The sequence below is a fragment of the Nocardioides panacisoli genome (assembly GCF_039537325.1).
GTDB lineage: Bacteria > Actinomycetota > Actinomycetes > Propionibacteriales > Nocardioidaceae > Nocardioides > Nocardioides panacisoli.
The window spans coordinates 143464-164214 of record NZ_BAABAH010000009.1 but is presented as its reverse complement, the minus strand read 5'-3'; the positions used below and the strand labels follow the sequence as shown (position 1 = coordinate 164214).

The window sequence follows — 20751 nt, the reverse complement described above, 5'->3', positions numbered from 1 at the left end:
TGGAGCGTTAGCGTGAGTCATTGAGGACCTTCGGTGAAGAGGTTGGTGTGGTAACCCCTCCGTACCGGAGGTCCTCGCTATTCGTCTACGCCTCGCCGTTCACAACCTGCCGGGGAACTACAGCTAGGCGTCCGCCTCCGCGTCGGCGAGGCGTTCCCGCACCACCGACCGCAGGCGCCGGTCGAGTTCGGGGCGTGCACCGATCAGCTCGGCGAGCGCGCCCGGTGACAGCGCCAGCAGCCGGCTCGGTTCCTCAGCGGTGACCGTCGCCTGGCGCGCGTAGCCGTAGCCCGCTCCCCAGTCGAGGGCGGCGAACTCGCCGAAGTGCGTGCCGGGACCGAACCGGGCGACCGGGCGGTCGCCCCGGGTGGCGACGACGGCACCGGCGAGCACGACGTACAGGTCTCGCGACGTCTCCCACCTGCGCACGACCGTGCCGCCCTCGGGCACGAGGACCTGGCGACCGAGCTCGACGACCCGCTCGAGCGCGGTCGGCTCGAGGTCGGCGAACAGCGGAACGTCAGCGACTGCGGCAAGGTCCACCGACGACCGCTCCCGGAGCCACGCCTCGCGGTCGATCGTGGCGTCCCGCGACGGAACCTCGGCGGCGACCCGTTGGTCCGGCAGCGCGGCCGTGGCGAAGAAGTCGAGGACCTCCCGGACGTGCTCGGCGGCGCTGGTGTGGTTCATCGCGCACAGCCGGACGGCGTACCGCCCGTGCAGCCGGGTCGAGGAGACCAGCCCCCGCCCGGTCCGCTCGAACTCGGCGACCAGGCGGGCGTTGACGGCGGCCGCGGTCGGCTCGTCCTCGGCGCGGCGCCGGAAGGCGATGATCCCGAGCGACGCCGGCGACATCAGCTCGAGCTCGGGTCGGCTCCGGACGTGTTCCTCGGCGAGGAGGGCGAGGTCGAGGGACCGGTCGACGGCCTCGCGGAACGCCGTGGCGCCGAAGAACCGGAGCGACATCCAGACCTTCAGCGCGCGGGAGCCTCGCGAGAGCTGCAGACCGCGGTCGGCGAAGTTGACCTCGCCACCCTCGACGACGGAGTCCTTCAGGTAGTCCGGTGCGATCTCGAACGCCCGGCGCAGCAGGTGACCGTCCCGGACCAGCACCGAGCCGCACTCCATGGGCTGGTAGAGCCACTTGTGGGGATCCAGCGTGACCGAGTCGGCGAGCTCGATGCCCGCCAGGGCGCGGCGGCCGCGGTCGGTCAGCGCCGCGAACCCGCCGTACGCTCCGTCGACGTGGAGCCACGCACCCCGGTCGTGGCACACCTGCGCGAGCTCGGGAAGGGGGTCGACCGCGCCGGTGTTGGTGGACCCGCCGGCAGCGGCCACGAACAGCGGTCGGCGTCCCGCGGCGACATCGGCGTCGATCGCGGCCGCGAGGTGCGCCGGAGACAGCTTCTGCCGCTCGTCGGTGAGCAGGACGCGGACCTGCTCCGGCCGGAAGCCCAGCAACCGGGCAGCCCGGGCCAGCGACGAATGAGCCTGATCGCCGACGTAGAGGACGGCATCGTCCGACATCGACCCCATCAGGGACTCGCGGGCACAAGCGAGGGCGGTCATGTTCGCGGCGGAGCCGCCGCTGACCAGGATGCCCGCGGCGGACGGGGGATATCCGATCCACTCCTTGAACCAGTCCAGGACCACGAGCTCGAGCCGGGTGGGACCCGCGGCCTCCATCCAGCTGCCCACGTAGGGGTTGAGCACGGCGCCGATGAAGTCGCCGAGGGCCGACGGGAACGTTCCGCAGGCCGGGATGAAGGCGAAGTAGCCCGGGTGGTCCAGCCGGCTCATGAACGGGAAGACGTCCTGGCGCAGGATGCCGAGCAGGTCCTCGAGAGGTGCACCTGACTCCGGCAGGTCACCCGGCAGCCGCTCGGCCATCTCCTCCGGCGTCGCTCTGCGCAGGCAGGGCGTGCTCGGGTCGACCAGCATGTCGACGACCGCGTCGACGGTGGCGTGTCCGAGCGCGCGCATCGTCTCGCGGTCGAGCGCGAGCGGATCTCCCTCGGGGTTGAACGGCGAACCGGTCACGGAACGGGCCTTTCTCTGTTGGACCAGCGGTGGTCGGCGACCTGGTCGATCGCGGAGCGGGCGTAGGCGTGGGTGCCGGCCGCCGCCAGGAAGGCTGACCCGTCGAGAACGACGACACGGCTCGGCTCGCGGGCCGTCACGGTCGCGGTTCGGCGCACGTCGTGGACCAGCGCAAGCTCTCCGAAGAAGTCGCCGGTCTCGAGCGGAGCCACGGGACCGGGGCAGTCGGTGACGTCGAGCGCGCCGCTCGCAACGACGAACATCTCGGTCCCGAGGTCTCCGCGGCTGACCACGACCTCGCCAGGCACGAGGTCGAGGATCCTGGAGCGGACGGCGAGGTCCTCGGTCAGCAGCGGCGGCAACGGTGCCAGCGCCGGGACTGCACGCAGGGCGGCGTACGCCGCCTCCGGCACGGCCACGTCCCGCTCGAACCGGCTGAACGCGCGCCAGACCAGGACCGTGACCGCGGGGACCACGGCACCGACGACCGCGACCGTCGTCCTGGTCCCGAGAAGGGCGACGGCCGGCGGCGCCAGCGCTGCTCCCGCGGCGGTCGACAGCCAGTAGCCGGACTCGAGCAGCCCGAAGGCGCGGCCGACGAGGTCGTCGGGTGCGAGCCGCTGGAGGAGAGAGCGCCCCCCGATCTCGACGAGTGCGTAGCCCGCCCCGAGAACGGCGAGCAGCGCGCACGTGGTGGCCGGGAACGGGACCGCGGCGATCGCGAGCAGGCTGGCTCCGATCAGGACGCCGCCGAGTGCGAGGCCGCGCGCCAGGTGTCCCCGGGCGAGGAGCCGGAGACAGAGGATGCCGCCGAGGACACCTCCGAGCCCCCACCCGGCGTTCAGCCAGCCGACGCCGCTGTCGCCGATCGCGAGCAGGTCGAGGGCGACCACCACGACCAGCACGTCGACCGCACCCTCGACGAGGGTCGTCACGGTCAGGAACGCCAGGACTCGCGTGATGTCGGCGTGGGCGAGGACCCGGCGGACACCGGGAGCAGCTGGGCCGCCACGGGCCTCTCGATGCTCCGGGACCGGCCTGCGGGGCAACCCGAGGGCCGGCAGCGCGGCCGTCAGGTGGCTGAGGGCGACGGCCGCGAACGCGACGGTGGGCGAGGCGACGGCCATCAACGCGCCACCGGCGAGTGCCCCGAGCAGGAACGCGCCGTTGCTCCCGGTCGTCTCCACGACGTTGACCGCCGCGAGCTGTCCGGGGCCGTCGGCGATCTCGAGCACGAGTGCGGCGTTGCCCGCTCGGTAGAGCGCGGTCGCGACGGTCGCGGCGGCAGCGGCGACATAGACGGCGGCGAGCGGCGCGGAGACGCTGACGACGACCGCGGCCGCGGCGACCGACGTCGCCTGGGCGAGCACCGCCGCGACCACCACGTCCCGGCGGCGGAACCGGTCGACCACGTGGCCCGCGGCGGGCGCGACCGCCCCGGCGGGGAGCATGCGGGCCAGCGCAGCGAGCCCGACGGCGGTGGCTCCGCCCTCGTCGTAGGCATAGACGGCGAGGACGAGGAACCAGACCCAGGTCGCCAGCTCACCGACGACGAAGCACGCCAGCAGCCGGCGGACGGGAGTGCTACCGAGGCTCGCACGGAGTGTTCGGAGCACCCCCGAACGCTAGGTCTGCCGAGGGTGGGAGGACCACGGTGGCAGCACGTGTCGGCGGGGTGTGGGCAACACCGATGGGCTATCGTTGCAACGCTGCTGATCCCGCGCGGGAGAGCAGGAGAACCTGCGCCGAAGGGGCAATTCCTCCCCGGAACCTCTCAGGCACCCGGACCGCGCGGACCAGGCGACTCTGGAGGCGTGCCGACAGAGGGGGAGGCTTTCATCTCCCGGACCCCGAGGAAGCCACCCCGCACATGAGCGCACCGTTCGCTGCCCGCCACATCGGACCCGACGACGAGCAGGTCGGCCTCCTGCTCGAGCGGCTCGGCTACGCGTCGCTCGACGCCCTGATGGACGCGGCCGTGCCCAAGGCGATCCGCTCCGGCGGCGCTCTCGGCCTCCCCGAGGCGGTCGACGAGGAGACCGCGGCGACCGAGCTGCGGGCGCTGGCCGACGCGAACTTCCCCGGCGAGCCGATGATCGGGCTGGGCTACCACGGCACGCTCACGCCTGCCGTGGTCCGCCGCAACGTCCTCGAGGACCCGAGCTGGTACACCGCCTACACGCCCTACCAGCCGGAGATCTCGCAGGGCCGGCTCGAGGCGCTCCTCAACTTCCAGACCATGGTGGCCGACCTGACCGGCCTCCCGACCGCAGGCTCGTCACTGCTCGACGAGGGAACGGCCGCGGCCGAGGCCCTGGCGCTCGTCCACCGCGCGAACCGGAAGGCCGAAGGCCCGTTCGTCATCGACGCGGACGCGCTGCCCCAGACCATCGACGTCGTCCGCACCCGGGCCGAGGCGCTGGGTCTGGCCGTGGTCGTGGCCAGCCCGCACGAGCTTCCGGAGGGCCCTGTCGCGGGCGTGCTCCTCCAGTACCCGGGCGCCTCCGGGCGGGTGCTCGACCCGCGGCCGGTGATCGACGAGGTGCACGAGCGGGGTGGCCTCGCCGTCGTCGCCGCCGACCTGCTCGCGCTGACCCTGCTCGAGGCGCCGGGCGCTCTCGGCGCCGACGTCGTCGTCGGGTCCGCCCAGCGGTTCGGCGTGCCCCTGTTCTACGGCGGCCCGCACGCCGGGTTCATGAGCGTGCGCGAGGGCCTCGAGCGGCAGCTGCCCGGCCGGCTGGTCGGAGTCTCGGTCGACGCCGAAGGTCGCCCCGCCTACCGGCTCGCCCTGCAGACCCGTGAGCAGCACATCCGCCGCGACAAGGCCACGTCCAACATCTGCACCGCGCAGGTGCTGCTCGCGGTGACCGCGGCGATGTACGCCGTGTACCACGGACCGCAGGGACTGACGGCGATCGCTCGGCGGACCCACGAGCTGGCGGCTCGCTCCGCCGCTTCGCTCCGCGCGGGCGGGCTCGAGGTCACCACCGACCGGTTCTTCGACACCTTCCAGGTGTCGGTCCGGGGGAGGGCCTCCGAGGTGCGCGACGCCGCGCGCGCGCAGGGCCTGCACCTGCGGCTGGTCGACGAGGACACCCTCGGCGTCTCGTTCTCGGAGCTGAGCTCGGCGGCGACGCTCCGGGGCCTGCACGCCGCCTTCGGGATCACCCCGCACGAGACCGAGCCGGTGCAGGCACTTCCGCCGGAGCTCGCCCGCGCGTCGGACTTCCTGACCCACCCGGTGTTCAACACCCACCACAACGAGACGTCGATGCTGCGCTACCTCGCGAAGCTCGCCAACCGTGACTACGCGCTCGACCGCGGCATGATCCCGCTCGGGTCGTGCACGATGAAGCTGAACGCGACGACCGAGATGGAGCCGATCTCGCTGGCCGGCTTCGCGGGCCTGCACCCGTTCGTGCTGCCCGACGACGCGATCGGCTACCGCGAGCTGATCGCCCAGCTGGAGTCGTGGCTGGCCGAGGTGACCGGTTACGACAAGGTGAGCGTCCAGCCGAACGCGGGCGCCCAGGGCGAGTTCGCCGGGATGCTCGCGATCCGCGACTACCACCGGGCGCGCGGGCAGGAGCAGCGCGACGTGTGCCTGATCCCGTCCTCGGCCCACGGCACCAACCCGGCGTCGGCGGTGATGGCGGGCATGCGCGTCGTGGTCGTCAAGGCGACCGAGGACGGCACCGTGGACCTCGAGGACCTGCGCGCGAAGTGCGAGCAGCACACCGAGACGCTCGCCGCGATCATGGTGACCTACCCGTCGACGCACGGGGTCTACGAGGAGACGATCACCGAGCTCTGCGACGTCGTCCACGAGCACGGCGGGCAGGTCTACATCGACGGTGCCAACTTCAACGCGCTGCTCGGCTATGCGAAGCCGGGCGAGTTCGGCGGCGACGTGTCCCACCTCAACCTGCACAAGACGTTCTGCATCCCGCACGGCGGGGGCGGTCCGGGCGTCGGCCCGGTCGCGGTGCGCGCGCACCTCGCGCCGTACCTCCCCAGCCACCCGCTGCACCCGGAGCCCGAGAAGCGATCCGGGGTCGGCGCGATCAGCGCCGCGCCCTACGGCTCGGCCGGCATCCTGCCGATCTCCTGGGCCTACATCCGGATGATGGGAGGCGAGGGCCTCACCCGCGCCACCGCCGTCGCGGTGCTCTCGGCGAACTACGTGGCCGCCCGGCTCGGAGAGCACTTCCCGGTGCTCTACCGCGGTGAGTCCGGGCTGGTGGCCCACGAGTGCATCCTCGACCTGCGCGACATCACGAGGACGACCGGCGTCAGCGTCGACGACGTGGCCAAGCGGCTGATCGACTACGGCTTCCACGCGCCGACGATGTCCTTCCCGGTCGCCGGCACGCTGATGGTCGAGCCCACCGAGTCGGAGGACCTCGGTGAGCTGGACCGGTTCTGCGACGCGATGATCGCGATCCGGGGCGAGATCGAGCGGGTCGCGGCAGGGGAGTGGGCCGTGGAGGAGTCGCCGCTGCGCAACGCTCCGCACACGGGGCGGGCGCTGGTCGGCGAGTGGGACCGTCCCTACAGCCGCGAGGTCGGGGTCTACCCGGCCGGGATCGACCCCGACAAGTACTGGCCCCCGGTGGCGCGCATCGACCAGGCGTACGGCGACCGCCACCTGGTCTGCGCGTGCCCGCCGGTGGACGCCTACGCCGACTGACCGGGTGACCGGGTGACGACGCGCTTCGACCGGGTCCTCGCCTACCTCCAGGCGGACGGACGGCTGCCGTCGGTGGTGGCCGCGGTCGCCCGGGGCGGCGAGCCGGCCTGGTGGGGAGCCGCCGGTCCGGACCCGACGCCGCCGCGCGCGACGGCGTACCGGATCGGGTCGATCACCAAGACCCTCACCGCGGTCCTGGTGCTGCAGGCGCGTGACGACGGCCTGCTGTCGCTCGACGACCCGATCGGCCGCCTGGTGCCCGGCACCGGGTACGGCGAGGCGACGGTCCGCGGGCTGCTCAGCCACACCGCCGGCCTGCAGAGCGAGCCGGTCGGGCCGTGGTGGGAGCGCTCCCCGGGCGTCGACGTGCCCACCCTGCTCGCCCGCAACGACGGCAGCGGCCGGGTCGCGGCGGCGGGGGAGATGTACCACTACTCGAACCTGGGCTACGCGCTGCTCGGCGAGGCGGTCGCCCGGCTGCGCGCAGCGCCGTGGTGGGAGCTGGTCGGGCAGCGGCTGCTCGCGCCGTTGGGGATGGCGGCGACGACGTACGACCCGCCCGCCGGCGCGGCGACCGGCTTCAGCGTCGACCACTTCCTGGGCACGCTGTCCGACGAGCCGGCGACCGACACCGGTGCGATGGCGCCGGCCGGTCAGCTGTGGAGCACCGTCGACGACCTCCTGACCTGGGGCGACTTCTTGGCGACCGGGCACCCGGACGTGCTCTCCGCGTCGACGCTGGAGGAGATGCGCCGGGACGTGGCGCCGGCCGACGGCTACGGCCTGGGCCTGCGCACGATCAGGGTGCGCACGGCGCGGACCGTCGGGCACGGTGGCACCATGCCGGGCTTCCAGGCCGGGCTCTTCGTCGACCCGGCCACGCGGGATGCCATTGCCGTGGTCACCAACGGGACGACCGGCCTCGCGTACGAGCGGCTGCCCCGCCTGTTCCTCGGTGACGCGCCGGTCGCGGCACCCACCCGGCCGTGGCTGCCGACCACGACCCTGCCCGATGAGCTGCACGGCCTCCCGGGCGTCTGGTTCTGGGGCAACACCGCGCTCGGGTTCGAGTGGCACGGCGAGGACCTGGCGGTCCGGGACCTGCGCACGGGGGTCGCCGAGCACCGGTTCGCGCTGCGGGGCGGACGCCTGGTCGGCACCGAGGGCTATCACCGCGGCGAGACGCTGCACGTCGCGCGCGAGGCGGACGGGACGGCTGCCTACGCCGAGTGCGCGACCTTCGTGTTCACGCGGACGCCGTACGACCCCCGGGCTCCGATCCCGGGTCCGTGAACAGGGCGTCGTCGAAGTCCAGCTCGGGCCGGTCGTCGATGTCGGCGATGGCCTCGAAGTCGCCGCTGGTGAGAGCCTTGGGCGCCAGGTCGATCGGTGCCGGCGCCGGGATCACCGCGGACTCGTCCATCCGGTCGAGCTTGCGCGCGGTGACCAGCACGCGGGTCTCGAGGGAGCCGGCGAAGCTGTTGTAGCTCTTGATCGTGCTCTCCAGCGACCGGCGCAGCTTCTCCGCGTGGTCGGCCATCGTGATGATCCGGCGGTAGAGCTCGCGGCCGAGGTCGAACAGCTCCTTGGCGTCCTCGGTCAGGACGTCCTGGCGCCAGGTGAACGCGACCGTCTTGAGGATCGCCCAGAGGTTGGTCGGCGTGGCCAGCACCACCCCGCGGCCGAAGGCGTACTCCATCAGCGAGGGGTCGGCCTCCAGGGCGACCGTCAGCAGCTGGTCGTTGGGGATGAAGGCGACGGTGAACTCGGGGCTGGCCGCGAGCCCGGTCCAGTAGCTCTTCGACGCGAGCGCGTCGACGTGGGAGCGCACCTTGCGCGCGTGGTCGACGCGCAGTCGCTGGCGGCGCTCCTCGTCGAGGTCCTCGCGGCTGGCCTCGATGAAGGCGGAGTAGGGCGCCTTGGCGTCGACGGCCATCTGCTTGCCGCCGGGCAGGTTGATCACCATGTCCGGCCGCCGCGCGCCGGTGTCCGCCTCGATCGACCGCTGCAGGTGGAAGTCGACGCGCTGCATGAGCCCGGCCGACTCGACCAGGGTGCGGAGCTGGGTCTCGCCCCACACGCCGCGCACCGCGTTGTTGGAGAGGGCCGAGGCGAGGGTGTCGGCGGCACGCTTGGACTCGGCGACCGTGCGCTGGGTGGATCGCAGCTGCTCGGCGAGCTCACCGTGCTGACGGGACCGCTGCTGCTCGAGGTCGTCGACGCGCTTGCGCATGGAGCGCAGCTGCTCGGCCACGGGGGTGAGGGTCTTGAGCACCTCGGTGTGCCCGGCCTGCGCGCGCTCGCGCTCGACCCGGGCGTCACGCTGCTGGTCGACGAGCTCGCGGTGCCGGGTGCGGGCGTCCTCCAGGGCCACCCGCAGCTCGTCGACCGACGCCAGCGCGGACGCCAGGTCGGCCTGCACCTCGGCGCGCAGCGCGGCCTCCTGCTCGCGAGCCCGCGCCAGCTCGGCATCGTGCCGTGCCGCGGCCACCTCGGCGGCGTGGCGGACCCGGGGGGCCAGCGTCAGCCAGGTCGCCGCGGCACCCACGACCAGTCCGAGGAGCAGCAGCACGATTTCCATGTCCGCAGTCAAACAGGGGTGCCCGACACAACCCCGGGGGCCACGCCGGGGAGAGGAATCCGATGTCGTGGCAACCGGCCGCGGGGGTGGGGCGTCGTACTGGCAGCGAGCCCTCAAGCACGCCGACACCAGCACCAGAGAGGAACCTTCGATGTCAGCATCCCCGTTCGCACGGCGCGGAGCGCGGTCCACCGCGTTCGCCGCCGTCGTCGGCCTCAGCGCGTCGCTCGGGCTCATCGCTCCCGGCCTCGCAGGGAGCCCTGCGCACGCCGCGGCCCCGACCCTGCCGCTCGCGGACTGCCCGACCGCGACCCCGATCGGCAGCATCGCAGCCGACCAGCCCGTCACCGGCTACACGGTCAGCAAGGGCACCACGCCCGAGCAGTTCACCGGCACCGTGCTGGGCGTGCTGCACGACGGCATCGGGCCCGGCCACGACATGATCATGATGGAGCTGACCTCGCCCGCCATCGACAAGGTCGGCGGCATCTGGCAGGGCATGTCGGGCTCGCCGGTGTACGCCGACGACGGCACCCTCATCGGCGCGGTGGCCTACGGCCTCGCCTACGGCGCCACGCCCATCGCCGGCATCACGCCCTACGAGTACATGGACGACTACCTCGGCTCCGCCACGTTCGCCGGCAAGGTGGACGTCGGCCCGAAGGCTGCCGAGAAGCTCGCTGCCACCGGCGAGGTCACCAGCCGGCAGGCGCAGCAGGGCTTCAGCGAGCTCGCCATCCCGCGGACCATGAGCGGGGTCCGGGCCAACCGGCTCGACGCCGGCAAGAACCGCGCCTACCTGGTCAAGGGCCAGGGCGTGCGCGCCGGAGCCGCGGCAGACGCCTCGGTCGCCGGTCCGGACACGCTGGTCGCCGGCGGCAGCATCGCCGCCGTGCAGTCGGCCGGCGACGTGACCTTCGGCGGCGTCGGCACGATCACCGCGATCTGCAACGGCCGCGTCGTCGCGTTCGGCCACCCGATGGCGGCGCTGGGCGACACGTCGTACGGCCTCGGCGCCGCCGACGTGATCACGGTCCAGCCCGACCCGCTCGGCGTGCCCTACAAGCTGTCGAACATCGGCGACATCGCCGGCACCATCGACTCCGACCGGCTCGAGGGCATCGCGGGCGACCTCGGTGACATCCCGTCGTCGGCCTCGGTCACGTCGACGCTGAGCTACCACGGTGACAGCCGCACCGGCGAGACCGACGTCTACGAGCCGGACGTGCTCCCCGACATCGCGTTCTACGAGCAGCTCGGCAACCACGACTCGGTGATCGACCACTACACCACGGGCTCGGAGAGCCAGACCTGGGTGATCGAGGGCACCGACGAGAACGGCCAGCCGTTCACGATCAACTACGGCGACCGCTACCAGTCGTCCTACGACATCGCCGTGGAGGGGTCCTACCCGCTGGCGGACACGCTGTACGCCCTGACCCAGGCCGGCGCGAAGGTCACCTCGGTGACCAGCACGGCCGACGTCTCCGACGACGACTCGGTCTACCGCGTCAAGCGGATCGAGCAGAAGGTCGACGGCTCGTGGGTGAACGTGACCAACCGCAAGGCGAAGGTCGCCTCGGGCGACACGCTGAAGCTGCGGGCACTGGTCGTCAAGGGCGAGACGTCGCAGTACATCGGCTACAGCGTCGACATCCCGAAGAAGGTCAGCGGCGGTAGCGGGTACGTGGAGATGTTCGGCGGCGGGTCGGAGTACCTCGACGTCTACGGCCTCCACAGCACCGCCGACGTGATCCAGGCGCTGCAGGACGACATCTCCAACGACTCGGTCGGCGCCGACGTGAAGATCCGGGCCAAGGGCGGCAGGTTCACCGACGCGTTCGAGAGCGCGCCGCTGGACCTCGTGGTCGACGGCCACAAGTTCGTGAACGTGGTCGTCGACGGCGGCAAGAGCGGCGGCTCCGCCGGCGGCTGCGGCCGGGTCGCGTCGCGAGGCTGCCGTTCCTGAGGCGAGACCCGCTGTGGCACGCTGACCGCGTGCAACCGTGGACCGAAGTGCCGCCCCAACCGGGGCGGCACTTCGTCGTCACCGGCTCCAACAGCGGCATCGGGCTCCAGGTGGCCCGGATCCTCGGGTCCCGGGGCGCGCGGGTCACGCTGGCCTGCCGCAGCGTCGAGCGCGGCGAGGCCGCCGCCCGGACCGTGCCCGGCCACGACAAGGGCCGGGTCGCCGTACGCCGACTCGACGTGGCGTCGCTGGCTTCGGTCCGCGAGCTCGCCGAGCAGCTGGTCGCCGAGGGCGGGCTCGACGTCCTCGTCAACAACGCGGGCGTCCTGGGTGCGCCGTTCTCGACGACCGAGGACGGCGTGGAGATGCACTTCGCGACCAACCATCTCGGCCACTTCGCGCTCACGAACCTGCTGCTGCCGCACCTGCGGGACCGGGTGGTGGTCACCGGATCGCGCGAGCACCGACGCGGCGACATCGACCTCGACGACCTGGGCTGGGAGCGTCGGAAGTACGGCGCGTTCGCGGCCTACGCGGCGTCGAAGCAGGCGAACCTGCTCTTCCTGCTCGAGCTCGACCGCCGGCTGCGGGCGGCCGACTCGCCCCTGCGAGCGGTGGGAGCCCACCCCGGGGCCTCGGCCACCCACATCACCCAGGGGAGCGGCAACCCGGTGTGGACGTGGATCGGCTACCACGGCCAGCGCCTGGTGAGCATGCCCGCGTGGCGCGGCGCGCTCTGCACCGTCTACGCCGCGACCATGGACGTCCCCGGCAACACCTACATCGGTCCGCACGGGCGGTTGGAGCTGCACGGCTGGCCGGCGCCGGGCCGGCGCTCGGTCGGAGCGGCCGATGCCGGGCTGGCCGCGCGACTGTGGGACGTGTCGGAGAAGCTCAGCGGGGTGAGCTTCCCGCTCTGAGGGCGCGTCAGTCGGTGGTGACGGTCTTGATGTCGACCGGCGTGTTGGGCGCGCCGTCCTGCGGCGGCGTCGTGCCGTCCTTGGCGACGTCCTCGATCAGGCTCACGGTGGCGTCGTCGACCGTGCCGAAGACGGTGTACTGCGGCGGGAGCGGGCTGTCGCCGTACACGATGAAGAACTGCGACCCGTTGGTGTTGGGGCCGGCGTTCGCCATCGCCAGGGTGCCGGGACCGTAGGTCTCCTTGCCCGACAGCTCGTCGGCGAAGGAGTAGCCGGGGCCGCCGGTGCCGGTGCCGGTCGGGTCGCCGCACTGGAGCACGTAGATGCCGCTGGTCGTCATCCGGTGGCAGGTGGTGCCGTCGAAGTAGCCCTGGTCGGCGAGGGAGACGAACGAGCTGACCGTGCAGGGCGTCTTGCCAGCGTCGAGGGTCGCGTGGAACTCGCCCACCGAGGTGTCCATCGTGACCTTGACGTCCCCGGTCACGCTCGGGTCCGCCGGGGGAGGGGTGACCTGCGCCTGGGTCCCGTCGGGCGTGTAGGTGCACGCGCCGGCGGCGTCGGTCGACGCCGGCGCCGACGACGAGGACGACGCCGAGGACGGCGGGGTCGAGGATCCGGCGTCGTCGGACGCCGAGCCGGAGTCGTCGCTGCCGCAGGCAGCGAGGCCGAGGGCCAGGACGAGGACCGGCGCAGCCAGCAGGGGCCGGGCGAAGGAGCGCGTGAGCATGCGGGCGATGCTAGCGGCCGCCCCTACCCGGGCCGGCCTAGTGGGTGCCGAGCACCTCTTCGGCCGAGACCGCGGCGTGCTCGTCCTCGATCACGTCGGCCAGTCGGCGGATCTCGTCGTCGGTCATGTCGACGCCGACCTCCTCGGCGCCCCGGCGCAGCTCCTGCTCCACGGTCCCCTCCGTGGCGCCGTCCTGCCACGAGGTGACGCGGTCGACGACGGCCTGGATTGCGGTCAGCCTGTCCTGATCGTTCATGAGCCGGTCAGTACCCACCGGCCGCCAGGGGATCCGGCGGCCGGCGGGAACCGGTCAGGCCTGCTGGCCGAGGGCGAACTGCAGGTTGCCCGACCCGTCGACACCGGCGTCGAGGATCTTGTCGTCGAGCTGCGTGGCCGCGTTCTGGTCGAGGTAGATCGTCGCGCCGTCCTGCTCGACGACCTGGTCGTCGGCCTCCGGGCCGGACGCCGTGGAGACACCGAAAGCGGACTCCGGACTTCCGTCGCTGGTGATCCGCAGGCCCGCGGTCTCGGGCTGCTCGGCGATCGACTTGACGATGGTCGCGGCGTTGTCGGTGAGGGTGAGCATGATTGCCTTTCCGAGAGACTGCGCTCCGTCGCCGGAGCGCTGGACCCCTCCACCAGAACACGTCGAGGCGCGCGGTTCAAGGACGGCAGGCCGCGCCGCGGGGTGCTCCGCGTTAATGACGTGCGCGCGGTCGGGCCCGCTGGGACACTCTCGATATGCCGTCGTCCAGCCAGCTGATCGCCTTCCTCGTGGCCTCGCTCCTGTTCATCCAGGTGCCAGGCCCGAGCCTGCTGTTCACGATCGGCCGCGCCCTGACCGTCGGCCGGCGCGGCGCGCTGCTGTCGGTGCTGGGGAACGCGCTCGGCCTGGTCGTGCAGGTGCTCTGCGTCGCGGTGGGTCTCGGCGCGGTGGTGGCCGCGAGCGCCACGGCCTACACGGTGCTCAAGCTCGTCGGCGCGGCGTACGTCGTCTGGCTCGGCGTGAGCGCGATCCGGCACCGCGGTGACGCCCGCCTCGCCCTGACCCGGCCGGCGGCGGTGGAGCGCAGCAACGCGCACGCCGTGCGCACCGGCCTGATCGTCGGCACGACGAACCCGAAGACCATCGTCTTCTTCGCCGCCTTCCTCCCGCAGTTCGTCAACCCGGACGGTCCGGCCGGGCTGCAGCTGGCGCTGCTCGGCGTCGTGTTCGGGGCGATGGCGGTCTGCTCGGACAGCCTGTGGGCCCTCGGGGCGGCCCGCGCCAGGGAGTGGTTCGCACGCAAGCCGCGTCGCCTCGACGCGCTGGGTGCGACCGGTGGCGGGATGATGATCGCCCTCGGCGTCACCCTGGTCGCCACCGACGCCTAGGCCTGCGCCCTCCGGTCAGGACCGGCTGAACGGCGGCGGTCCGAGCAGCTCGATGCCGCCGTTGCGCTCGGCGGACGCGCGCACCCGGTCGAAGTCGACGGCCCCCGTGGCGGGTCCGTCCCCGGCGACGGGCTCGCTCGCGTCCCAGTAGAAGGCCTCGCAGGTGCCCGGTGTGTGGAGGCAGAGCATCCGCGCGACCGGCGAGACGACCATGAACGCGTGGGGGACTCCGCGCGGCGCGAGCGCGACACCGCCGGCACCCACCGCGTGCTCGGCACCGTCGAGGTGCATGCGGATCTCGCCCTCGAGGACGTACATCGTCTCGTCGGCAGGATGGGTGTGCAGCGGCGTCATCTTGCCCTGCTCCATCCGGTCCTCGAACAGGAAGAAGGCATCGCGGGTCTCCTCGGCACGGACCTTCCACAGGTGCTCGCCGCCGCCGAAGAACCAGCGACGCTCGCCTTGCGTGCCGGTGCGGACCAGGGGAGCGGTGGTGGACGTCATGATGGCTTCTCTCTTGGGAGGATGATGAGACTTAGGTCTCATGATGAGAGTGAAGTATCATGACGCCCGTGTCAATGCCCTATGAAGCGAGCGGGAGAGCCGAGCAGAAGCTCCGCACCCGATCGGCCCTCGTCGCGGCGGCTCGCGCGCTGGTCGCGCAGGGAGCCACGCCGAGCGTGGCGGAGGTGGCCGACGCGGCGTCGATCTCGCGGGCGACGGCGTACCGGTACTTCCCGAGCCAACGGCAGCTGCTCGCAGCGGCGCACCCCGAGACCGCGGCCACCTCGATGCTGGGGGAGGACCCCCCGGAGGACCCCGCCGCCCGGCTCGACCGTGTGGTGCAGGCGTTCACCGCGCTGATCGTCCGGACCGAGCAGCAGCAACGGACCATGCTGCGGCTCTCGCTCGCCGAGGACGGCACGGAGCGGGTCGGCCTGCCGCTGCGGCAGGGTCGCGCGATCACGTGGATCACCGAGGCGTTCGAGCCGGTCCGCGAGCAGCTGACCGACGACGGGGTGCGGGCGTTGGCCCTGGCCGTGCGGAGCGCGATCGGCATCGAGGCCCTCGTGTGGCTGACCGACATCGGCGGCCTCACGCGCGAGCAGGCGGTGGAGTCGATGCGGTGGTCCGCGCAGGCGCTCCTCCAGGCTGCGCTCAGCCGGGGGGCGCCCGGCGTCGAGGTTGGCGCAAAAGCACGATGAGCCTCGCGCCGGGGGAGCGGAGCCTGGGACGCATCCCGCCTTCCGATCGGAGGATCCCCGATGCGCATCCGCCTGCTCGCGATGGCCGTCATGGCCGCGTTCGTCGCACTGCTCCCCGCTCCTGCTCACGCTGCCGGCGGCACGAGCTACACCTGGATCGGCAGCTCCCAGGACCCCGCCGCCGACAACCACTCGTGGACCGACGCCCGCAACTGGTCGCCGAACGGGGTTCCCGGCAACGGCGACTCGGTCTCGATCGCCCAGCCGAACGGCACCCACTGCACCGCGCACGTGGACGACGTCCCGACCGTGACCCTGGCCGGATTCCGCCTGCTCCAGACGCCCGACCTGTGCGGCACGAGCATCAACGGCGGCCAGATCACGGTCACCGGGACCTTCACGTGGGACGGGGGAGTCCTGAACACCGCGACGACCGTCGCGGCCGGGGCCGCCGGCACGATCGGTGGGACCAACGGCGAGCTCGACGTCCTGAGCCAGAACCTGGACGTCGGCGGCACGCTCGGACTGAGCGGCCTGCCGGGCACCTCCACCACGCCGGGTGACCCGGGCACTCCGGCGCTCCGGATCGTCAACCCCTTCGTCCTGCACGTGCTCCCCGGCGGGACCCTGACCTCCACCGGCGACAACAAGGTCAACTTCCTCTCCTGCTGCAACAACCCGGCCCGGATCACCAACGAGGGCACCGTCGCGGTCGACGGCGGCACCTTCGAGGTGGACGCCGTCGCGTTCGACCAGGACGGCACGATCTCGGCGAGCAACGGCGGCCGGCTGCTGTCCACCGCGGCACCGGTGACCGCGGGCGACGGGGCGTCGTACGAGGGAAGCGGGAGCTGGACCATCCACGACCACTCGCACGCGGTGCTCAGCGGCACCCAGATGCTCGGCCCCGACTTCCACCTCGAGCTCGGCACGCCGGAGGACCAGGCCGGCGGCACCCTCCAGGGGACGGCGGTGCTCGAGGGCACCGGGACCTTCGACTGGAGCGGCACGACGATCGAGGCGGCCCTGACCGTCGCGCACGGCGTGACGCTGCGCGCGTCGGGTGAGCCGCCGAACAACGGGCGCCGGATCCTCGCCGGGATGGACGGGTCGGTCCCGACCCCGCTGACCGTGCACGGCCGGTTCGTGGTCGACGACGGCGCGGTGATCGGGACCGGTGTGCACTCGCTCATCGAGATCGCCTCGGACGGGACGCTGTCCCTCGCGCCCGGGTCCTCGATCAACGGAGACTCCTGCTGCGTCTCGCCCGACCAGGTCGTGAACCACGGCACCCTGGTCGTGCCGTCGGGGACCGGCGTGGCCGACATCCACAACGAGGCCCTCGACAGCGACGGCACGATCTCCCTCGCCGACGACGCGGTCGTGCAGGCCAACCTGGGGGTGACCCTCAGCGGCGGCACGCTGCTCGGCGCCGGCACCGTCGCCGCCGACCTGGACAACGTCGCCGGGAAGGTCCGGCCGGCCGGCTCGGGCACGGGGACGCTCACCGTCGACGGAGGCTACGACCAGGGCAAGAGGGCCGAGCTCGACGTGGACCTCACCGCCGGTGCGGGCGACCGCCTCGCCGTGACGGGTACGGCGACCGTGGGCGGCCGGCTCGCTGCGCACGACGCCGGCGGCTACCACCCGAGGCTCAAGGACGTGCGGACCGTCCTGAGCGCGGCGTCGGTCGCCGGCAGCCTCCGCTGCGTCACGACGTCGGGCGCCGGCAGCACCGGCACGCACGCCGGCCACTGGCAGGCGAAGGCGTCGGGCAGGCACGTGAGGCTCACCTGGGTCGACGGGCGGCACACGTCGTGCTGAGCGGCTAGGGGAGCGGCACGTACTGTCCGATGAAGGCGCGGGACGCAGCGGTGTCGATCCGCTGCTCCCGCGTCCCGGACTCGCACTCGCCGCCGTCGAGGCTGGGCTCGAGGTCCCAGTCCTTCCTGGATGGTGCTTGCTTCTCGCTGACGCTACGCCCGATCCCCGGGTTCGGGGAGCCCCTTGTCGATCGCGGCAGCGGGGACGAAGACCGGGCCGAGCTCCGGCCGCTTGGCGAGCCGGTTGTCGCCGGTGGAGAGCCCGCGCAGGTGGCGATAGAGCCAGGGGAGCCAGTAGCGCGCGAGCCAGTCGGCGTCCTCTACGCGGCTGCGCCACCACGCGCGGGGGGAGAGGGGCGGCAGCGGGTCCTGCCACGATGGGTCGGGACGCACGCCGAGCACGTCGGCGAACGCCGTCGCCATCCGGGTGTGGCCCGCGGTGGTGAGGTGCAGCCGGTCGCGGCTCCACCAGCGTGGGTCCGCCACGGCCGGGTAAGCCTCGAAGTCGACCAGGATCACCCCGTGTCTCCGCGCGGCGTCGCGGATCGCCTCGTTGAGTGCCCGGACGCGTGGCGTCAGGTGGCGGGCGATCGAGAAGGTCGCGCCGGGATCGGGGAAGGTGCAGCCCAGCACCGTGGCGCCCGCCGCCCGGAGCTCGGCGTACATCGCCTCGAGGTCGGTCATCGTCTCCTCGAGGACGAAGCGGCCGAGCACGTCGTTGGCGCCGGCCATCACGCTGGCCAGGTCGGGTTGCAGGGCGAGCGCGGGCTCGAGCTGGTCGGCGCGGATCCGGACCGTACGACGACCTCTGATCGCGAGGTTGGCGTAGAGCAGGTCCGGGTTCGTCTCCGCCAGGTAGGCGGCGAAGCGGTCCGCCCAGCCGCGGATGCCGCCGTGCCCGTCGAGATCGTTCAGGCCCTCGGTCTGGCTGTCTCCGAGAGCGACGTACCGGTGGAAGCGCACGCTCACATCATGGCGCGCCGTCCGAGGCGCTGCTGCCGGATCGCGGGGTGAGGCCAGGCCGCACCAGGAACTCGCCGAGGTGCCGGGCGACCTCGGCGGGGGCGTCGAGCATGGACAGCACGCGGGCGCCCGGGACCTCGGCGTAGCGGGCGCGGGGGAGCAGGTCGGCGAGCCTCCGTCCGTGCTCGGGCGGCATGACCTTCTGGTCGGGGGACCAGAGGACAAGGGCGTCCCCGGTGAAGGCCGCGAGCGCCTCGGTGTCGCGGACCAGCGCCGTCCGGTCGAAGCGGGTCCGTGCGTAGCGGACGAAGTCCCGCCGGATCGCCCGGTCCCGCACGAGCGGCTCGGTCCACCCCCGGACGAGCTCGTCGGGGAGCGGTCGCGCCGCCATCTGGCCGAGGAGGAGCGGGAGCCGCCGGACCCAGCCGACCCGCAGCTGGCGCGCCGCGAGGTAGGCGCCGCCGGGGAGCCGCGCCGCCAGAGCGGCCATCCGGCCGGGCAGCCCGGGCGGGAAGTTGTCGAAGGCCTCGCTCGGCAGCACGACGAGACGGGACACCCGCTCGTCGCGGCCGCGGGCGGTGAGGAAGAGGGCGCCGCCCCAGTCGCTGTGCACGAGCGTGACGTCGGTCAGGTCGAGGGCGTCGAGGAAGTCGGCCACCAGAGCCACCTGGCCGTCGAGCGTCAGGTCCGCGTCCGGCTTCATCGGCAGCCGGTGGGCGCCGAGCGGGAGGACCGGGCGGAGGTAACGGTGTCCCGCCGGCAGCAGGGGAAGCACCTCGTCCCAGACGGTGTGGTCCATCACCAGGCCGTGCAGCAGCACGACCGGCGGCCCGGAGCCCGTCTCGTCGTACTCGACCGGCCCCGCGGGCAGCTCGACCCGCCGCATCTCGACGTCGTACCGCATCGTCGCCTCCACTAGAATGATCCCTCTAGAAGGAACGTTCTATCATGGCCGGATGCGGACCGACCAGCGGATCACGACGGCGATGACCGAGCTGCTCCGCCGGCAGGGCTATGCGGCCACCGGCATCCAGCAGCTGGCCGAGGCGTCCGGCGCGCCGGTCGGCTCGATCTACCACCACTTCAAGGGCGGCAAGCGGGCGGTCGCCCACCGGGCGCTGGAGGAGTCGGGAGCCGCCTACCTCGAGCTGCTGGTCCTGCTGCTGGGCCGGTACGACGACCCGGTCGCCGGCATCGAGGGCGTGTTCGCCGACGCCGCCGAGACCATCGAATCCACCGGCTGGGCCAACCTGTGCCCGGTCGGCACCGTGCTGGGGGAGGTCGCCGACGTCGAACCGGAGCTCCGGGCGGCCGGCGATCGGGTCATCGCGTCGTGGATCGAGGCAGGCACCGAGCACTACGAACGGTGCGGACTGAGCGGACCGGACGCCCGTTCGTTCGTCTACGCGCTGGTCGCCGGCCTCGAGGGCGCGTTCATCCTCGCGCGCGCCCAGCGCTCCCGCGAGCCGTTGCTCGCGGCGGGACGCGTCCTCGCCGGGTCGCTCGCGGCGCTGCTCGCCACGGCGCGTCCAGGCTGAGAGCGCGAGCGCGGAGGAGGGCCAGGCGGTCCATAAGATGACATAATGTCACTTATCGGCGTTGCCCCCGCGCGCCGGCCGGAGACAACGAGACCCGGGTTGGGGATCTGCTCCCGCTCAGTGGTCCTTGCGCCGCTTGAACGGGCGGAACACGTCGGCGGCAAGCCGCAGCACCTCGGGATCCTCGGCGAGGTCGGTGGAGACCAGCAGCAGGTTGTACTGGTGGGGCTGCTGTGCGTCGCGGGCCAGCGGCACCAGGCCGATCCGGCGGAACCAGCGCGCGACGTCGACGTCGATCCACTGCCCTTCGACGACGGCCGTGTTCTCGACCTCCACGAGGACCACCGACGAACGCGCCAGCGTCGCGCGACTGCCGTCGAGCACCATCCTCAGCGCGTGCTCCACGTCGATCCACGCGACCACGCGGTCGTCCGGCGTCAGCTCGACGGCGTCGTCGAGCCGCACGCTCGGCACGTCGACCTCGTGGTAGCTCTCGGTCCAGATGTGGGCGTCGCTGAGGCTGGCGATCTTGTTGACGCGGTCCTTCGACGAGCCCTTGCGGTCCTCCGGGATGTGCAGGGTCACGGTGCCGGTCTCGGGGCCGATGCACGAGTTGACATAATCGACCCCACTGCCGGCGAGCTCGCCGCGGAAGTGCTCGTAGACGTAGGGGTTCGCCTCGAACGCGACGACCCGGCGCGCGGAGAGCTCCGCCGCGGCCCAGCGGCTGAAGCCGGCCTCGTAGGCCCCCACCTCGATGGTCACGGTGGCGTCGACGTGGCGGGCCAGCCTCCGGAACAGCCCGGTCACCCGGCGGCCGAGCACCTTCTGCGGGACGCGGGCCGCCGCGGCGGTCTGGGCGAGGAGCCGCGACTGAGAGCGGAACCAGGCGTCGGCGAGCTGATCCGGATCGTCCACGGC

The 20751-nt window shown here is 72.7% G+C and carries 18 protein-coding genes and 1 riboswitch; of the genes, 8 read left to right on the top strand and 10 right to left on the bottom strand.

Features of this window, described 5'->3' with window-relative positions:
• Window positions 1-123: 123 nt before the first annotated feature.
• Window positions 124-2040 carry an aminotransferase class V-fold PLP-dependent enzyme gene (locus ABD709_RS13730; protein ID WP_344776312.1) on the bottom strand — a complete coding sequence of 639 codons (1917 nt, stop codon included), beginning with the start codon at window positions 2038-2040 and terminating at the stop codon, window positions 124-126.
• The gene (locus tag ABD709_RS13725) at window positions 2037-3656 is read right to left on the bottom strand and encodes a cyclic nucleotide-binding domain-containing protein (RefSeq protein WP_344776310.1); all 1620 of its coding nucleotides are present in this window, start codon (window positions 3654-3656) and stop codon (window positions 2037-2039) included. The genes ABD709_RS13730 and ABD709_RS13725 overlap by 4 nt, the downstream gene beginning before the upstream one ends.
• Window positions 3657-3753: 97 nt before the next feature.
• A riboswitch (glycine riboswitch) is annotated at window positions 3754-3840 on the top strand.
• A gap of 70 nt (window positions 3841-3910) precedes the next feature.
• On the opposite strand from ABD709_RS13725, the gene gcvP reads away from it, so the two are divergent.
• Both gcvP and ABD709_RS13715 read left to right on the top strand, forming a co-directional pair.
• Window positions 3911-6730: an aminomethyl-transferring glycine dehydrogenase gene (gene gcvP / locus ABD709_RS13720; RefSeq protein ID WP_344776308.1), complete on the top strand. Its 2820-nt coding sequence runs from the start codon at window positions 3911-3913 to the stop codon at window positions 6728-6730.
• Between the two features lie 12 nt (window positions 6731-6742).
• Window positions 6743-8023: a serine hydrolase domain-containing protein gene (locus ABD709_RS13715; protein WP_344776306.1), complete on the top strand. Its 1281-nt coding sequence runs from the start codon at window positions 6743-6745 to the stop codon at window positions 8021-8023.
• On the opposite strand, the gene ABD709_RS13710 is transcribed toward ABD709_RS13715, so the two are convergent.
• The gene (locus tag ABD709_RS13710) at window positions 7977-9311 is read right to left on the bottom strand and encodes a DNA recombination protein RmuC (protein WP_344776304.1); all 1335 of its coding nucleotides are present in this window, start codon (window positions 9309-9311) and stop codon (window positions 7977-7979) included. The two genes, ABD709_RS13715 and ABD709_RS13710, sit on opposite strands and share 47 nt — an antisense overlap.
• A 151-nt stretch (window positions 9312-9462) precedes the next feature.
• Between ABD709_RS13710 and ABD709_RS13705 the strand changes: the two genes are divergently transcribed.
• Both ABD709_RS13705 and ABD709_RS13700 read left to right on the top strand, forming a co-directional pair.
• On the top strand, window positions 9463-11280 hold the full coding sequence (locus ABD709_RS13705) for a SpoIVB peptidase S55 domain-containing protein (RefSeq protein ID WP_344776302.1): 1818 nt from the start codon (window positions 9463-9465) through the stop codon (window positions 11278-11280).
• A gap of 29 nt (window positions 11281-11309) precedes the next feature.
• Entirely contained in the window at window positions 11310-12200 is an 891-nt protein-coding gene (locus ABD709_RS13700; protein WP_344776300.1) for an oxidoreductase, read from the top strand.
• A 7-nt stretch (window positions 12201-12207) separates the two neighbouring features.
• Here the strand turns inward: ABD709_RS13700 and ABD709_RS13695 are convergent, their stop codons facing one another.
• From ABD709_RS13695 to ABD709_RS13685, 3 genes are read right to left on the bottom strand one after another with little or no spacing between them, the layout of a single operon-like run.
• On the bottom strand, window positions 12208-12927 hold the full coding sequence (locus tag ABD709_RS13695) for a peptidylprolyl isomerase (RefSeq protein WP_344776298.1): 720 nt from the start codon (window positions 12925-12927) through the stop codon (window positions 12208-12210).
• Between the two features lie 37 nt (window positions 12928-12964).
• On the bottom strand, window positions 12965-13183 hold the full coding sequence (locus tag ABD709_RS13690) for a hypothetical protein (protein WP_344776296.1): 219 nt from the start codon (window positions 13181-13183) through the stop codon (window positions 12965-12967).
• Between the two features lie 54 nt (window positions 13184-13237).
• On the bottom strand, window positions 13238-13513 hold the full coding sequence (locus tag ABD709_RS13685; protein WP_344776294.1) for a Fe-S cluster assembly protein HesB: 276 nt from the start codon (window positions 13511-13513) through the stop codon (window positions 13238-13240).
• A 155-nt stretch (window positions 13514-13668) separates the two neighbouring features.
• On the opposite strand from ABD709_RS13685, the gene ABD709_RS13680 reads away from it, so the two are divergent.
• Window positions 13669-14301 (top strand): LysE family translocator, encoded by a 633-nt coding sequence (locus ABD709_RS13680; protein WP_344776292.1) that lies wholly within the window; start codon window positions 13669-13671, stop codon window positions 14299-14301.
• Between the two features lie 15 nt (window positions 14302-14316).
• Here ABD709_RS13680 and ABD709_RS13675 read toward each other — a convergent pair whose 3' ends face one another.
• On the bottom strand, window positions 14317-14805 hold the full coding sequence (locus ABD709_RS13675) for a cupin domain-containing protein (RefSeq protein ID WP_344776290.1): 489 nt from the start codon (window positions 14803-14805) through the stop codon (window positions 14317-14319).
• Between the two features lie 59 nt (window positions 14806-14864).
• On the opposite strand from ABD709_RS13675, the gene ABD709_RS13670 reads away from it, so the two are divergent.
• Together ABD709_RS13670 and ABD709_RS13665 are read left to right on the top strand one after the other, a co-directional pair.
• A complete protein-coding gene (locus ABD709_RS13670; RefSeq protein WP_344776288.1) occupies window positions 14865-15506 on the top strand; it encodes a TetR/AcrR family transcriptional regulator in 642 nt (213 codons plus the stop codon).
• A 60-nt stretch (window positions 15507-15566) separates the two neighbouring features.
• On the top strand, window positions 15567-17330 hold the full coding sequence (locus tag ABD709_RS13665) for a hypothetical protein (RefSeq protein WP_344776286.1): 1764 nt from the start codon (window positions 15567-15569) through the stop codon (window positions 17328-17330).
• A 152-nt stretch (window positions 17331-17482) separates the two neighbouring features.
• On the opposite strand, the gene ABD709_RS13660 is transcribed toward ABD709_RS13665, so the two are convergent.
• Together ABD709_RS13660 and ABD709_RS13655 are read right to left on the bottom strand one after the other, a co-directional pair.
• Window positions 17483-18292: an SGNH/GDSL hydrolase family protein gene (locus tag ABD709_RS13660; protein ID WP_344776284.1), complete on the bottom strand. Its 810-nt coding sequence runs from the start codon at window positions 18290-18292 to the stop codon at window positions 17483-17485.
• Window positions 18293-18299: 7 nt separating this feature from the next.
• On the bottom strand, window positions 18300-19196 hold the full coding sequence (locus ABD709_RS13655; RefSeq protein WP_344776282.1) for an alpha/beta fold hydrolase: 897 nt from the start codon (window positions 19194-19196) through the stop codon (window positions 18300-18302).
• A gap of 52 nt (window positions 19197-19248) precedes the next feature.
• On the opposite strand from ABD709_RS13655, the gene ABD709_RS13650 reads away from it, so the two are divergent.
• Window positions 19249-19830 (top strand): TetR/AcrR family transcriptional regulator, encoded by a 582-nt coding sequence (locus tag ABD709_RS13650; protein WP_344776280.1) that lies wholly within the window; start codon window positions 19249-19251, stop codon window positions 19828-19830.
• A gap of 117 nt (window positions 19831-19947) precedes the next feature.
• Here the strand turns inward: ABD709_RS13650 and ABD709_RS13645 are convergent, their stop codons facing one another.
• Window positions 19948-20748 carry an FkbM family methyltransferase gene (locus tag ABD709_RS13645; protein ID WP_344776278.1) on the bottom strand — a complete coding sequence of 267 codons (801 nt, stop codon included), beginning with the start codon at window positions 20746-20748 and terminating at the stop codon, window positions 19948-19950.
• Window positions 20749-20751 lie beyond the last annotated feature (3 nt).

What these genes read in the sequence shown, in the direction of transcription:
- ABD709_RS13695 (WP_344776298.1), bottom strand. Translation starts at nt 12,927, where the DNA reads ATGCTCACGCGCTCCTTCGCCCGGCCCCTGCTGGCTGCGCCGGTCCTC.
- ABD709_RS13665 (WP_344776286.1), top strand. Translation starts at nt 15,567, where the DNA reads ATGCGCATCCGCCTGCTCGCGATGGCCGTCATGGCCGCGTTCGTCGCA.
- ABD709_RS13680 (WP_344776292.1), top strand. Translation starts at nt 13,669, where the DNA reads ATGCCGTCGTCCAGCCAGCTGATCGCCTTCCTCGTGGCCTCGCTCCTG.
- ABD709_RS13685 (WP_344776294.1), bottom strand. Translation starts at nt 13,513, where the DNA reads ATGCTCACCCTCACCGACAACGCCGCGACCATCGTCAAGTCGATCGCC.
- gcvP (WP_344776308.1), top strand. Translation starts at nt 3,911, where the DNA reads ATGAGCGCACCGTTCGCTGCCCGCCACATCGGACCCGACGACGAGCAG.
- ABD709_RS13690 (WP_344776296.1), bottom strand. Translation starts at nt 13,183, where the DNA reads ATGAACGATCAGGACAGGCTGACCGCAATCCAGGCCGTCGTCGACCGC.
- ABD709_RS13655 (WP_344776282.1), bottom strand. Translation starts at nt 19,196, where the DNA reads ATGCGGTACGACGTCGAGATGCGGCGGGTCGAGCTGCCCGCGGGGCCG.
- ABD709_RS13650 (WP_344776280.1), top strand. Translation starts at nt 19,249, where the DNA reads ATGCGGACCGACCAGCGGATCACGACGGCGATGACCGAGCTGCTCCGC.
- ABD709_RS13705 (WP_344776302.1), top strand. Translation starts at nt 9,463, where the DNA reads ATGTCAGCATCCCCGTTCGCACGGCGCGGAGCGCGGTCCACCGCGTTC.
- ABD709_RS13670 (WP_344776288.1), top strand. Translation starts at nt 14,865, where the DNA reads ATGACGCCCGTGTCAATGCCCTATGAAGCGAGCGGGAGAGCCGAGCAG.
- ABD709_RS13710 (WP_344776304.1), bottom strand. Translation starts at nt 9,311, where the DNA reads ATGGAAATCGTGCTGCTGCTCCTCGGACTGGTCGTGGGTGCCGCGGCG.
- ABD709_RS13675 (WP_344776290.1), bottom strand. Translation starts at nt 14,805, where the DNA reads ATGACGTCCACCACCGCTCCCCTGGTCCGCACCGGCACGCAAGGCGAG.